This window comes from Microbacterium sp. ABRD28 (assembly GCF_003850245.1).
Taxonomy (GTDB): Bacteria; Actinomycetota; Actinomycetes; order Actinomycetales; family Microbacteriaceae; genus Microbacterium.
In genome coordinates this window covers 2,870,705-2,883,835 of sequence record NZ_CP031015.1, presented here as the reverse complement: position 1 = coordinate 2,883,835, position 13,131 = coordinate 2,870,705, and the positions used below count along the sequence as shown (strand labels likewise).

At 72.6% G+C, this 13,131-nt stretch carries 15 protein-coding genes; 9 read left to right on the top strand and 6 right to left on the bottom strand.

Features of this window, described 5'->3' with window-relative positions:
* The first annotated feature begins 3 nt into the window (after nucleotides 1-3).
* From DT073_RS13915 to DT073_RS13900, 4 genes are read left to right on the top strand one after another with little or no spacing between them, the layout of a single operon-like run.
* Nucleotides 4-1,836 (top strand): helicase HerA-like domain-containing protein, encoded by a 1,833-nt coding sequence (locus DT073_RS13915; protein ID WP_124293930.1) that lies wholly within the window; start codon nucleotides 4-6, stop codon nucleotides 1,834-1,836.
* A gap of 47 nt (nucleotides 1,837-1,883) precedes the next feature.
* Nucleotides 1,884-4,346 carry an FdhF/YdeP family oxidoreductase gene (locus tag DT073_RS13910; RefSeq protein WP_124293929.1) on the top strand — a complete coding sequence of 821 codons (2,463 nt, stop codon included), beginning with the start codon at nucleotides 1,884-1,886 and terminating at the stop codon, nucleotides 4,344-4,346.
* Between the two features lie 9 nt (nucleotides 4,347-4,355).
* Entirely contained in the window at nucleotides 4,356-4,838 is a 483-nt protein-coding gene (locus DT073_RS13905; protein WP_124293928.1) for a MogA/MoaB family molybdenum cofactor biosynthesis protein, read from the top strand.
* Entirely contained in the window at nucleotides 4,835-5,263 is a 429-nt protein-coding gene (locus tag DT073_RS13900) for a molybdenum cofactor biosynthesis protein MoaE (protein WP_124293927.1), read from the top strand. The genes DT073_RS13905 and DT073_RS13900 overlap by 4 nt, the downstream gene beginning before the upstream one ends.
* Nucleotides 5,264-5,266: 3 nt before the next feature.
* Here DT073_RS13900 and DT073_RS13895 read toward each other — a convergent pair whose 3' ends face one another.
* From DT073_RS13895 to DT073_RS13870, 6 genes are read right to left on the bottom strand one after another with little or no spacing between them, the layout of a single operon-like run.
* The gene (locus tag DT073_RS13895) at nucleotides 5,267-5,500 is read right to left on the bottom strand and encodes a MoaD/ThiS family protein (RefSeq protein ID WP_124293926.1); all 234 of its coding nucleotides are present in this window, start codon (nucleotides 5,498-5,500) and stop codon (nucleotides 5,267-5,269) included.
* Complete coding sequence (locus DT073_RS13890) at nucleotides 5,501-5,809, bottom strand: DUF6457 domain-containing protein (protein ID WP_240638624.1); 309 nt, start codon at nucleotides 5,807-5,809, stop codon at nucleotides 5,501-5,503. It abuts the gene before it with no gap.
* On the bottom strand, nucleotides 5,802-6,446 hold the full coding sequence (gene mobA / locus DT073_RS13885) for a molybdenum cofactor guanylyltransferase (protein WP_124293925.1): 645 nt from the start codon (nucleotides 6,444-6,446) through the stop codon (nucleotides 5,802-5,804). Before mobA ends, DT073_RS13890 begins: the two co-directional genes overlap by 8 nt.
* Entirely contained in the window at nucleotides 6,443-6,916 is a 474-nt protein-coding gene (gene moaC, locus DT073_RS13880; RefSeq protein WP_124293924.1) for a cyclic pyranopterin monophosphate synthase MoaC, read from the bottom strand. The genes mobA and moaC overlap by 4 nt, the downstream gene beginning before the upstream one ends.
* Nucleotides 6,917-6,920: 4 nt before the next feature.
* A complete protein-coding gene (locus DT073_RS13875; protein ID WP_124293923.1) occupies nucleotides 6,921-8,186 on the bottom strand; it encodes a molybdopterin molybdotransferase MoeA in 1,266 nt (421 codons plus the stop codon).
* On the bottom strand, nucleotides 8,183-9,307 hold the full coding sequence (locus DT073_RS13870; protein WP_124293922.1) for a ThiF family adenylyltransferase: 1,125 nt from the start codon (nucleotides 9,305-9,307) through the stop codon (nucleotides 8,183-8,185). The genes DT073_RS13875 and DT073_RS13870 overlap by 4 nt, the downstream gene beginning before the upstream one ends.
* 68 nt (nucleotides 9,308-9,375) lie before the next feature.
* On the opposite strand from DT073_RS13870, the gene DT073_RS13865 reads away from it, so the two are divergent.
* The 5 genes from DT073_RS13865 to DT073_RS13845 are packed head-to-tail and all read left to right on the top strand — an operon-like array spanning nucleotide 9,376 to nucleotide 13,120.
* On the top strand, nucleotides 9,376-9,765 hold the full coding sequence (locus DT073_RS13865) for a TOBE domain-containing protein (protein ID WP_124293921.1): 390 nt from the start codon (nucleotides 9,376-9,378) through the stop codon (nucleotides 9,763-9,765).
* Complete coding sequence (modA, locus tag DT073_RS13860) at nucleotides 9,762-10,586, top strand: molybdate ABC transporter substrate-binding protein (protein ID WP_240638623.1); 825 nt, start codon at nucleotides 9,762-9,764, stop codon at nucleotides 10,584-10,586. Before DT073_RS13865 ends, modA begins: the two co-directional genes overlap by 4 nt.
* On the top strand, nucleotides 10,583-11,407 hold the full coding sequence (locus DT073_RS13855; protein WP_124293920.1) for an ABC transporter permease: 825 nt from the start codon (nucleotides 10,583-10,585) through the stop codon (nucleotides 11,405-11,407). Before modA ends, DT073_RS13855 begins: the two co-directional genes overlap by 4 nt.
* Nucleotides 11,404-12,552, top strand: a complete 1,149-nt coding sequence (locus tag DT073_RS13850) for an ABC transporter ATP-binding protein (RefSeq protein ID WP_240638622.1) — start codon at nucleotides 11,404-11,406, stop codon at nucleotides 12,550-12,552. Before DT073_RS13855 ends, DT073_RS13850 begins: the two co-directional genes overlap by 4 nt.
* Nucleotides 12,521-13,120 carry a GNAT family N-acetyltransferase gene (locus tag DT073_RS13845; RefSeq protein WP_124293919.1) on the top strand — a complete coding sequence of 200 codons (600 nt, stop codon included), beginning with the start codon at nucleotides 12,521-12,523 and terminating at the stop codon, nucleotides 13,118-13,120. The genes DT073_RS13850 and DT073_RS13845 overlap by 32 nt, the downstream gene beginning before the upstream one ends.
* Nucleotides 13,121-13,131 lie beyond the last annotated feature (11 nt).

The following is a 13,131-nucleotide window of genomic DNA, read 5'->3' as shown; positions in this document are numbered from 1 at the left end:
CCCATGACCCAGGCGGAGTCGTCCGATCCCGATGCGGTGGTGGCCGCCGAACTCGCGCGGCTCCGCGCCGACGCGGAGGCCGCCGAGGCGGAGCTGAAGGCCGCCCGAGCGCGCGCCGCGCTCGCCGCAGCCGAAGAAGCGGCCGCTCGCGCGTCTCAGGCGCCGCCCGATACCCCCAGACCCGTATCGGAGCCGGTGGGGGACGGTCCGCTCACCGAGGATGGCGTCGCCGCCGTCGTCCGCGGCTACACCTTCGACGAACCGGGCCTGCATCTCGGCGCCCTCGTGAACGGCGAGGCCGTGCCGACCGCACAGGTGCGCATTCCGTTCGGGATGCTGAATCGACACGGGCTCGTCGCGGGCGCGACCGGCACCGGCAAGACCCGCACCCTGCAGCTGCTGGCCGAGCAGATCGCCGCCGGCGGGGTTCCTGTCTTCGCCGCCGACATCAAGGGAGATCTGTCGGGGGTCGCCACGCCCGGTGAGCCGAGCGAGAAGCTGCTCGCGCGCACGCGTGCCATCGGGCAGGACTGGCAGCCCGCGGCATCCGCGACCGAGTACTTCTCCCTCGGGGGCATCGGAACCGGCGTGCCGATCCGCGCGACGGTGTCGGCATTCGGGCCGCTGCTGCTGAGCAAAGTGCTGGGACTGAATCAGACCCAGGAGTCCAGCCTCGGGCTGGTGTTCCACTATGCCGATGCCAACGGCCTGGCGCTCGTGGACCTCTCCGACCTCCGGGCGGTGCTGACCTATCTCACCAGCGCAGAGGGCAAGGCGGAGTTGAAGGAGCTCGGCGGACTCTCCGCGGCGACGGCCGGGGTGATCCTCAGAGAACTCATCACCTTCGCCGATGGCGGCGCCGACGTCTTCTTCGGCGAGCCGGAGTTCGACGTCCGCGACATCCTCCGCACGGCTCCCGACGGCCGCGGCATCATCAATCTCCTCGAGATCCCGGGTGTCGCCGACAAGCCCGAACTCTTCTCGACGTTCCTCATGTACCTCCTGGCGGAGCTCTTCGAGATCCTCCCCGAAGTCGGCGACCTCGACAGGCCGAAGCTGGTGTTCTTCTTCGACGAGGCGCACCTCCTCTTCCGCGACGCCTCGAAGGATTTCGTGGCGGCCATCGTGCAGACCGTGCGTCTCATCCGCTCCAAGGGCGTCGGGGTGTTCTTCGTCACGCAGACGCCGAAGGACGTCCCGTCCGACGTACTCGCCCAGCTCGGCTCGCGGGTGCAGCACGCGCTGCGGGCCTTCACCCCCGAGGACGCCGCGGCCCTGCGCGCAACCGTCCGCACGTACCCGACCTCGGGGTACGACCTCGAGCGCGTCCTGCAGGAACTGGGCACGGGGGAGGCGATCGTGACCGTGATGAGCGAGAAAGGCGCTCCCACACCCGTGGCCTGGACCAGGCTGCGGGCGCCCCTGGGGCTCATGAGCCCCTCAGCCTCGGAGAAGATCCAGGCCACCGTCGCCGGATCTCCCCTCCTCGCCGCGTACGCCGAGGCCGTCGACCGCGAGTCGGCGCGGGAGATCCTCACCGCCCGGATGAACGCCGCGGCGGAGGCCGCGGCCGCCGCCGATGCGGCCGCGGAGCAGGCCAGGATCGAGGCCGAGCTGGCGAAGCAGCGCGCAGCCCACGACAGGGCCCAGGCGGACGCTGAGAAGAAGGCGCGGAAAGAGTACGAACGTCTCCTGAAACAGAGCGCGGGCAGTCGCTCCACCCGCACCACCCGGCGCGCCGACCCGTCGCCGATCGACCGGGTGCTGGGCTCGAAGGCGACGCAGAGCATCCTCCGCGAGGTGATCCGCGGCGTCTTCGGCACCGCGCGCCGCTGAGTGGGAACCCCCGTTCGCCGTCGCCGGGGCGAGGGTAGCCTGTGGACATGGCGACGAAGCCCCCCACCTCCGACATCGATGAGAACGACCTGAAGGTCGGTGACCGCAAGAAGGTCGCGGTCGGCGTTCCCGCCGTTCTCCACGCCCTGCAGATGTCCTACGAGCAGATGGGGGTGGTGCGCAGCGCCCAGACCCTGCTCCGGGTGAACCAGAAGGACGGCTTCGACTGTCCGGGCTGCGCGTGGCCGGAGGAGGACAAACGTCATATCGCGGAGTTCTGCGAGAACGGGGCCAAGGCCGTCGCCGAAGAGGCGACGCTGCGGAAGGTGGGTCCGGATTTCTTCGCGCGACACAGCGTCGCCGAGTTGCGGGAGCGCGACGACTACTGGCTGGGTCAGCAGGGTCGTCTGACCCACCCGATGATCCTCGACGAGGGGGCTACGCACTATCGGGAGGTCTCGTGGGACGACGCCCTCCGCGTCATCGCCGATGAACTCCGGGGGCTCGATGATCCTGACGAGGCGGTGTTCTACACCTCCGGGCGCACGTCGAACGAAGCCGCCTTCCTCTACCAGCTGCTCGTCCGCGGGCTCGGGACGAACAACCTCCCCGATTGCTCGAACATGTGCCACGAATCATCCGGGTCGGCGCTGACCCAGACGCTCGGGATCGGCAAGGGCACGGTCTCCATCACCGACATTCACGAGGCGGATCTCCTCATCGTCGCCGGGCAGAACCCGGGCACGAACCACCCCCGCATGCTGAGCGCGCTCGAGAAGGCCAAGGCCCGCGGAGCGACGATCATCGCGGTCAACCCGCTCCCCGAGGCCGGGCTCATCCGGTTCGAGAACCCTCAGACCCCCAAGGGCATGATCCTCGGCGGCACGCGGATCGCCGACCAGTTCGTGCAGATCCGCCTCGGCGGCGACCAGGCGCTGTTCCAGGCCATCGGCAAGCATCTGCTCGAAGCAGAAGACCGTGCGGGAGGCGTGATCGACCGCCCGTTCATCGACGCCTACACCTCGGGCTTCGAAGAGTACCGGGCGGCGATCGCCGCGGTGCCCTGGGAGGAGCTGGTCGTCGCGACGGGGATCGCCGAGGACCGCCTCCGCCACGTCGCCGAGACCGTCCGGGGATCGGGGGCCACGATCGTCTGCTGGGCCATGGGGCTGACCCAGCACAAGCACTCCGTGCCGACGCTGCGCGATATCGTGAACGTCCTGCTCCTCCAGGGGAACATCGGGCGCCCCGGTGCCGGGGTCTGCCCCGTCCGCGGCCACTCCAACGTCCAGGGCGATCGCACCATGGGCATCTACGAGAAGCCCTCCACGGCGTTCCTCGACGCGCTCGACCGCGAGTTCGACTTCGCCGCCCCGCGCGAGTGGGGCTATGACACCGTCGACGCGATCCGCGCCATGCGCGACGGGCGGGTCCGGGTGTTCTTCGCGATGGGCGGCAACTTCGCCAGCGCCACGCCCGACACCGCGGTGACCGAGGCGGCCCTGGCGACGACGGATCTGACCGTGCAGGTCTCGACCAAGCTCAACCGCTCGCACCTGGTGACCGGGCGTCGGGCGATCATCCTGCCCACGCTCGGCCGCACCGACCGCGACCGCCGGGGCGGCGGAGAGCAGCGGGTCACGGTGGAGGACTCGATGAGTGCGGTCCACGCCTCCCGCGGCCGGCTCGCACCGCCGTCGGACGACCTCCTCAGCGAGGTGGCGATCATCGCGCGCCTCTGCCGGATGCTGTTCGGCGACGTCGACGGCGACGCGGTCGATGCGCCGCCCACGGCGCCGCCGCTCGAGACCCAGCCGGCACCCGAGGAGGTCGATCGCCGGCAGGTCGAGCGCGACACCGTGGAGCCGGGCGGCGCCGACCCCGCCGGGGTGGATCGCCCGCGCAATGTTCCCCACGCGGACTGGTCGGCCCTGGAGAACGACTATGCACTCATCCGCGCTCACATCGCCCGGGTGGTCCCCGGCTTCGAGGACTTCGAGGAGCGGATCGCCAAGGGGCGCACGTTCATCCTCCCGAACGGCCCCCGCGACGCACGCACCTTCGCCACCGAGACCGGGCGGGCGATGTTCACCGCCAACCGCCTCGAATACCCCGAGATCCCGGCCGGAAGGCTGCTGCTGCAGACGCTGCGGTCGCACGATCAGTACAACACCACGATCTACGGCAAGGATGATCGCTACCGCGGCATCCACGGGGGCCGCCGGGTGGTCCTCGTCAACGAGCACGACCTCGGCGCCCAGGGGCTGCGCGACGGCGACCTCGTCGACCTCGTATCGGAGTGGACGATGACGAACGGCGCGGTCGAGGAGCGCCGCGCAGAACGGTTCCGGGTCGTCGCCTACCCCACCCCGCGCGGCAACGCCGCGGCCTACTATCCCGAGACGAACGTCCTCGTTCCGCTGGACTCGGTCGCCGACGTCAGCGGCACACCCACGTCGAAGTCGGTCGTGGTCCGCCTCGAACAGGTCGCGGCAGCTGCGCGCGCCTAGGCTGAGGGCGTGCACACCGCCGCCGTCATCACCGTCTCCGACCGCTCCGCCGCCGGCACGCGTGCCGATGAGAGCGGACCGCTCGCCGTCGCCGCGCTCCGCGAGGCCGGCTTCGACTGCGACGAGGCGGTCGTGATCGCCGACGGGGCCGACAGCGTCGAGCGTGCGGTCACGGCTCAGGTGCTCGCAGGGGTGAAACTCGTGATCACGACCGGCGGCACGGGCGTCGGACCGCGCGACGCGACGCCCGAGGGAACCGCGAGGGTGATCACCCGCGAGATCCCGGGGATCGCGGAGGAACTGCGCCGACGGGGTGCGGCGGAAAAGCCCGCGGGCATGCTCACGCGGGGGCTTGCCGGGGTGGTGGACCCGCACGGTGTGATGGTGGTGAACCTTCCCGGCTCCCCGCGGGCCGTGACGTCGGGCATGCCGGTCGTCCTGTCGGTCGCCCGGCACGTGCTCGATCAGCTCGCGGGTGAGGACCACCGATGACGCCGGTGCGGATGGCGCGGATCAGCGCCGACCCCCTGAATCTCACCGCACATCTCGATGCCGTGGAAGACGTCGCGGCGGGCGCGGTCACTACCTTCATCGGGCGGGTGCGAGACCACGATCCGGATGCCGCAGCAGCGGTGCGGGCCCTGGAGTACACCGCTCATCCCGATGCCGAGACGGTCCTCGCCTCGCTCGCGCAGGAGGCCGCCGGTGACACCGGCGCGCTCGTCGCGGTCAGCCATCGCGTGGGAACGCTCGGGGTCGGAGACGCCGCGGTGCTCATCGCGGTGGCCGCGGCGCATCGCGGCACCGCCTTCGACACCTGCCGTCAGCTCATCGAGCGGATCAAGACGGATCTGCCGGTGTGGAAGAGGCAGATCGAGGTCGACGGGACCGCGACCTGGCTCGGCCTCGGCGGCTGATCCTCACCCGCCGGCGAAGGGCGGGAGGACATCCACGACGGTCTCGGCGCTGAGCGGCTCGTCGTCATCGACCCGGCTGCCGCCGACGAGCACCGCACAGCGGGGGAGGAGGCCCGCCATTCCCGGACGCTCGGTGGCCAGCGCCGCGCGCAGCGCGCCGAGGGTCGGCTCGGCCCTCGTCTCCTCGCTCGTGCCGGCCATCTCCTCGGCCGCGGCGAAGTACCTCACGCGCGCCATTCAGGTCTCCGCCGTCTGCTCGGAAGGTGCGTCGTCGTACTGGGCGACGAGGTCGACGACGGCGGCGAGCGCGGCCCTGACGTCGTCGGGGCCGGCTCCGGCCCGACCGGCGACGAGACCGGCGACGAAGGCTCCCAGGGGGGCGCCGGGTCGGGCGACGCCGTTCGCGACCTCCCGCGCGAGGTCGAGGACGCCCGAGACGGGCACCTGATCGGCGGCGAGGTCGAAGTGGTCGCGCATCAGCTCGGCCCAGCGGTCCAGAGCCTCCGGGGGCAGCGTGCGCGGTGTCGGTGTGGGTGTCTCACTCACGGTTCCCGTCCTCCCCGGCGCGGCGCGCCGCTTCAAGATCCTCCCACGTGTCGACGTCGAAGGAGAGAGCCGCGGCGGCGTCGGAGGAGAGAGCCGCGGCTCCCGGATCGCTGACGACCGTCACGGCGAGGTCGTTCACGAGGTCGCGCACGGCCGCGTCACGGCCGCGTCGCGGCATCCGCTCGATCTGGCGCCCGAGGGGGGCGGTACGGAACAGGCCGACGAGGAACTGCGGTCGGCTGGTGGCGTCACCGAGGCAGACGGCCTCGACGTCGCTCGGCACCAGCGCGGCCGCGGCCGTGAGAAGGGGGACGGCGGATTCGGCGTGGGGGAGGTCGCACGCGAGCACGAGCGTCCACGCGGGCCGAGTGTCCGCCGCTGCCATCGCGGCGTCGAACCCCGCGACGATCCCTGCCACCGGTCCGCCGAACGCGGGATCTTCGCGTGTCCACCGCACCGTGCCCACAACCGGCATCTCAGGGCCGACGGCGATGATCGGATAGGCGCCGGCACGGGTCGCTGCGGAGACGGCGATGTCGAGCAGGGATCTGCCTCCGACGGTCTGGAGCGGCTTGGCCACCCCGCCGAGCCGCCGCGCGCGCCCGCCGGCGAGCAGGATCGCGGAGAGATCGATCATCCTTCCGGGCGCACCCACGTTCCTGAGCGCCCGCCCTCCTTCGCCACGATCCGCACGGCCTCGATGGAGGTGGACTTGTCCATGCCCTTGACCATGTCGACGACCGCGAGGGCGGCAACGCTCACCGCGGTGAGAGCCTCCATCTCCACGCCGGTGCGATCGGCGGTGCGGACGGTCGCCTCGACCGACACGCCCTCGTCCTCGACGACGAGGTCGACCGTCGCGCCGTGCACGCCGATGACGTGGGCGAGGGGCAGCAGGGTGGGGGTGAGCTTGGCCGCCTGGATGCCGGCGATCCGCGCCACCGCCAAGACATCGCCCTTGGGGATCGCCCCATCCCGCAGGGCGGCGACGACCGCGGGCGCGCAGCGGACGAAGCCGCGCGCGGTGGCGGCGCGGACGGTCGGGGTCTTCTCGGTGACGTCCACCATGCGGGCCCGGCCGGCGGCGTCGAGGTGTGTGAAGCTCATCCCCTCAGCATGACATCGACCCTCTGAGCATGACGTCAACCCTGTCGCCCGGCTCGACCTGCTCCACCTCGGCCGGGACGATCGCGAAGGCCTCGGCCTGAGCGAGGCCGCCGGCCAGGTGCGAGCCCGAGCCGCCCGCGGTCGCGGGGACCACGCGCCACGCGGCGGGGTCGCTGCGATCGATGGCGGCGGGGAGGTACTGGCGGCGACCGGGGGGCGTGCGCCACCCCGTGCCGGCGGCGAGTCGCAGCACGGGCCGCTCGAGCTGCGCGCGCCCGGCCATGAGGAGCAGGGCCGGGCGCACGAAGACCTCGAACGACACCGCGGCACTCACGGGGTTGCCCGGGAGACCGAACAGCAGCGTGCCGTCGTCGAGTGCGCCGAACCCCTGCGGCTTGCCGGGTTGCATGGCCACGCCGGTGAAGGTCATCTCCCCGGTGGGACCGAGGGTGGACTTCACCACCTCGTAGGCGCCCGCGCTCACGCCCCCGGAGAACACCACGGCGTCCGCGCCCGCGTCCCGGGCTGCGGCGAGCGCGGGTCGGAGGCCCTCGTCGTCGTCGGCGACGGTCGTGCGCAGGACGACCTCGGATTCCGCGTCGCGCGCGAGCCCCGCGAGGAGAATGCTGTTGGACTCCGGGATCTGGCCCCGCGCCAGGTCGGCGCCGGGGGCGACGAGTTCGGATCCCGTCGAGATCACCGCCACGCGTGGTCGGCGGCGTACCCGGACGACGGCGACACCCGCAGCAGCGGCCGCTCCGAGCTGGAAGGGCCCGAGCGCGACACCCGCGGCGACCACTTCGTCGCCGGGGGACAGATCACCACCACGGTGCCGGCGGTGGGCGCCGCGGGCTCGTGGGGCGCGCAGCACCTGGATCTCGCCGAGGGAGTCGGCCAGACCGTCGGCGGTGTCCTCGAACGGCACGACGGTGTCGGCGGCGGTGGGCATCGCCGACCCCGTCATGATGCGAGCGGCCTCGCCGGGGCGGAGGGAGGGGTCGAGGGGGCTCCCTGCGGGCAGGTCGGCGACGACGCGCAGCGCGACCGGTGTCGACGGCGTCGCACCGGCGACGTCGTCGTAGCGCACGGCGAAGCCGTCCATCGCCGAATTGTCGAAGACCGGAATCGGCACCCGTGCGCGCACCGGTTCGGCGAGGGTCAGACCGAGCGCGGTCTCGACGGGCGATGCGACGACGTCGCAGGGGCGGACCGCGGCGAGGATGGCGTCGCGGTGCTCCTCGACCGACCGCAGAGCGTGGACGGAGCTCACGTGTTCGCTCCGGCGGGTGCGCCTGCCGCGGCGATCCACGCCGTGTAACCGCCCCGGAGCACCGAGGCGTCGACACCGGTGGCGCGAAGCGCCTCGGCGGCCCGCCGGGCGCGGCCGCCCGCCTGGCAGACGACCACGACGGGACCGTCGCCGGCGGGGCTTGCGAGCGCGGTGGGCGCGGCGAGCACGTCGGCAAGGGGGCGGAGAACAGAACCCGGGATGACGCCGCGGGCGGTCTCCCACGGTTCGCGGACGTCGAGCAGCACCGCCCCCGTGTCGAGCTTCTCGGCCAGTCGCTCCGGTTCGATCTCGAGGATGTCGGTCGCGGCGACGATCGGCGCGGGGGAGGATCGTCGCGCGGGCGCCAGCGGCACGTCACGCACCGCACCCGCCCAGGCGTCGACCACCAGGATGCGGCCGAGGAGCGGCTCGCCGACGCCGGCGATGAGCTTCACCGCCTCGGTCGCGAGCAGTCCGCCGACCTGCAGGCACAGGGGGCCGAGGACTCCCGCCTCGGCGCACGAGGGGGCGTCGTGAGCCGACCCGGTGGGGTAGAGGTCGTCGAGGACGACCCGCGCGGCGCCGTCCGGCGGGGTCGACCAGAACACGGTCACCTGAGCGGCGGCCCCCTGCAGGGCTCCCCACACCAGCGGCACCCCGAGCGTCTCGGTCGCCCTCGCCACGGCCTCCCGGGTGACGAAGCTGTCGCTGCCGTCGACGACGAGATCGGCGCCGCGGAGCAGATCGGCCGCGTTGTGAGCGGTCAGGCGCTCTCGCCGCGCGTGGACGCGAGTGGTGGGGGACAGGTCGCGGGTGACGCGTTCGACGCTGTCGGTCTTGGGTCTGCCGAGATCGGCCACGCGGTGCAGGACCTGACGCTGGAGGTTGGACAGATCCACCACGTCGTCGTCGATGACGGTCAGGGTTCCCACGCCCGCGGCGGCGAGCGCGAGGATGACCGGCGAGCCGAGCCCTCCGGCCCCGATGACGGCGACGTGCGCGGCAGCGAGGCGCCGCTGACCGATCTCGCCGAGCCCGGCCAGGGCGGCGTGTCGGAGCGTCCGCTCCTGCTCGGCGGGGTCGAGCAGCGGTGCCGGGTCGACAAGGGGTGGCAACGGCATGGCATCAGGCTAGCCCCGCCGCCGATGCCCCGCGCCGCCTCCGCGTCTGCGGAGATATGATGCGTATTGTGCCGAATTTTCGGATCTCAGACGCCGCGGCCCTTCTGGGGGTGAGCGATGACACGGTGCGCCGATGGATCGATCAGGGAACGCTCGAGACCACGGGTGCGGTCCCGGCGGAGATCTCGGGAACCGTCCTGGCCGCACACGCGCTCGCCCTGGCGAAGCAGGCGGGCGACCCCACCGGGGTTCTCTCCAGCGCCCGCAACCGCTTCGTGGGGCTCGTGACCCGCGTGCAGCGAGACGGCGTCATGGCCCAGGTCGACATCCAGTGCGGGCCGCACCGGGTGGTGTCGCTCATGTCGTCCGAAGCGGTCGACGACCTGGGGCTCGAGGTCGGGTCGCTCGCAGTGGCGTCGGTCAAGGCCACCACGGTGACCGTGGAGGTCCCCCGGTGACGGGCGCTCCCTCGACCGGTCGTGCGAGATCTCGACGTCACATCCGTCGTGTCACGATCGGTGCTCTCGCGGCAGCCGCCGTCATCCTCAGCGGTTGCGCCGGGTCGGCCCCGACCTCGCCGTCGCCGGGTTCTGCCCAGGGAGGACTCACAGGGAGCCTCACGGTCTACGCGGCGGCGTCCCTGCAGAGCGCGTTCGATGATCTCCTGACGGTCTTCGCCGAGGAGCATCCGGATGTCGCGGTGCAGCCTCTCGTCACCGACGGATCATCGGCCCTCGCCACCCAGATCATCGAGGGGGCGCCCGCTGATGTGTTCGCCAGTGCCGATGAGCGCATCATGCAGCAGGCGGTCGACGCCGGGGTTGCGGCCGATCCGGTGGTCTTCGCCGCGAACACCCTGGTCCTCGTCACCCCGACGGGCAACCCCGCGGGCATCGCAGGGCTCGCCGACCTCGTCGATGCGACGGTGGTGCTGTGCGAGCCCGATGTCCCGTGCGGCGCCGCCTCGAGGACGCTCCTCCAGAACGCAGGGGTGAGTCTCACCCCCGCGAGCCTGGAGCAGAACGTCACGGCGGTGGTGACCAAGGTCGCCGCCGGCGAGGCCGACGCGGGCCTGGTGTACGCCACCGACGTCGTCGGCCGCGATGACGTCGAGGTGATCGTGCCCGGCGGAGCCGCGGACGTGGTCAACCTGTACCCGATCGCGGTGACCACCGGGGCCGCCTCCGACGAGGTCGCCCGCGCCTTCGTCGACCTCGTCACCGGTCCCGAGGGGCAGCGTGTGCTCGCCGACGCCGGGTTCGCGTCTGCCGGACCATGACCTCCGACTCGCGCTCGCTCCGATCGGCGCCCGCCCCCGCGGTTCCTCCGATCCTCGCCGTCCCTGCCGTCCTGGGACTCGCCCTGCTCGTCGTCCCCCTGGCCGCGCTGGTGTCGCGGGCGCAGTGGTCGACGCTCTGGGCGGACGTGACCTCGCCCCCGGCGGTGTCGGCGCTGCTGCTGTCGCTGCAGACCGGACTCGCGGCCACGGCGCTGTGCATCATCCTCGGCATCCCCCTCGCGCTCGTGATCGCGCGCGCCTCGACGCGGACCGCTGCTGTTCTGCGTGCGGTCGTCACCGTTCCGCTGGTCCTCCCGCCGATGGTGGGCGGGGTGGCGCTGCTGTTCCTCTTCGGCCGCAACGGCTGGCTCGGTCCTGCACTGGATGCCGTCGGCATCCGACTGCCCTTCACCACCACCGCCGTCGTCCTCGCCCAGGCCTTCGTCGCGCTGCCGTTCCTCGTCCTCGCTCTGGAAGGGTCGCTGCGGGCGATCGGGAGCCGGTTCGAGGAGGCGGCAGGCGCGCTCGGCGCCGGTCACTGGACGATCCTCGCCCGCATCACTCTTCCGCTGGCCGCACCGGGGCTCATCGCCGGTGTCATCCTCTGCTTCGCTCGGGCGGTGGGGGAGTTCGGCGCGACGGCACTGTTCGCGGGGAACGCCCCGGGGGTCACCCAGACCATGCCGCTCGCCATCTACAGCGCCTTCAACGGTGCGGGCGTGGCGCAGGGGACCGGAGTGGCTCTGTCGCTCCTCCTGCTCGTCACCGCCCTGGTGGTCCTGCTCCTCGTCCGTGCCTGGCGACCGGGGAGCCTCCGGTGACGGCGGGGCGACTCGAGGTCGAGGTCGACGACCAGGCGCGCGGCGACATCCGGCTGTCGGTGTCGTTCGTCGCCGAGCCGGGCGAGGTCGTGGGCATCATGGGTCCGAGCGGTGCGGGCAAGTCCACGCTCCTCGGAGTGATCGCGGGAACGGTGCGGCTGGACTCGGGACGCGTCGTCCGGGACGGACGTGTGCTGTCGGCCCCCGGACGCCTCGTGCCGGCCGCGGCACGCGAGGTGGTGCTGCTCGGCCAGGACGCGCGGCTGTTCCCGCACCTCTCCGCTGCCGAGAACATCGCGTTCGGGCCGCGGGCGCGCGGCGTCTCGCGGTCGAAGGCGCGCTCCGACGCGGCATCCTGGCTCGAACGGGTGGGCCTGGCGGGCCTCGGCGATCGGCGGCCCGGAGAACTCTCGGGCGGTCAGCAGCAACGGGTGGCCCTCGCACGCGCGCTCGTGACCGACCCGGCCGTGCTGCTGCTGGATGAACCCTTCACCTCGCTCGACCCCGTCACCGCTGACGACCTGCGCGCGGTGCTGCGCGATCAGCTCGCCGCGACGGGCGTCACCGCCGTCGTCGTCACCCATGACGCTCTTGATGCCGCGGTGCTCACCGACACCCTGATCGTCGTCGAAGCCGGTCGCGTCAGCCAGCGCGGGCCGACCCGCGAGGTGCTCGCCACCCCGGCGACGGCGTTCGTCGCGCGCATCGCGGGTCTGAACCGGGTCGAGGGGGTTGCGCGGGACGGAGCCTGGGAGCGCGCAGGGCGGCGGGTCGTTCCCGCGGATGCCGCCTCGCGCGCCCTTCTCGTGACGGGTGGGCGGGTGTGGGCGGTGTTCCGCCCCTCGGCGGCGGCGATCGGGGCACCCGACGGCGGTGGCGGCGCCGCGGCGGAGGGAGTGGGCGGATGGTCGGCGCGGATCGTCCGGCACGAGGCCACGCCCTCGGGGGTGCGTCTGCACACCGACGAGCCTCCCCTCTTCGTCGATGCCGACCTGGCCGCCGCCGCGCGCTTCCCCGTCGGCGCCGACGTCACCGTCACGCTCGACGAGGCGGCGGTCCGGCTGACACCTGACACGCGCGCCGTCCCGCACGCCGGCCGCGTAGACTCCCGGCGTGCCGCGCCTTCGCCCCTTCCGCCCCGGTGACGAACCGGCGCTCGCCGAGATCTGTCTGCGCACCGCCGACGACGGCGCCGACGCGGCCGGCGTGCTGCCCGATGACGATCTCTGGGCCGCGCTCTTCGTCCTCCCCTACGTCGCGCGGCACCCCGACCTGGCCTCGGTCGTCGAGACCGATGACGGTCGGGTCGCCGGTTACCTCGTCGGAACTTCTGACACCGCCGCGTTCGAGGGCTGGTTCGCGCGCGACTGGTGGCCGCGGGTCGCCCCGCACCGTCCCGGGAGGGAGGGGGCCGAGGGGCGCCACGCCGACCTGCTGAACGACGCCGCCGCTCGGGGGACGAGCGCACATCCGTATGCCGGCGAGTATCCCGCTCACCTGCACATCGACCTCCTCCCCGAAGTGCAGGGACAGGGGTGGGGGCGCCTGCTCATCGCCGGCTTCGTCCAGACGCTCCGGGACCGGGGCGTGCCGGGTGTGCACCTCGTCGCCTCCGCCGGCAACACCGGGGCGCTGGCGTTCTATCGTCGCCTGGGCTTCGCGGCGCTGCCGTCGACGCCCGGGAGTCAGGCCTTCGGGATGCGTCTGGACTGATCGCGCGCCGC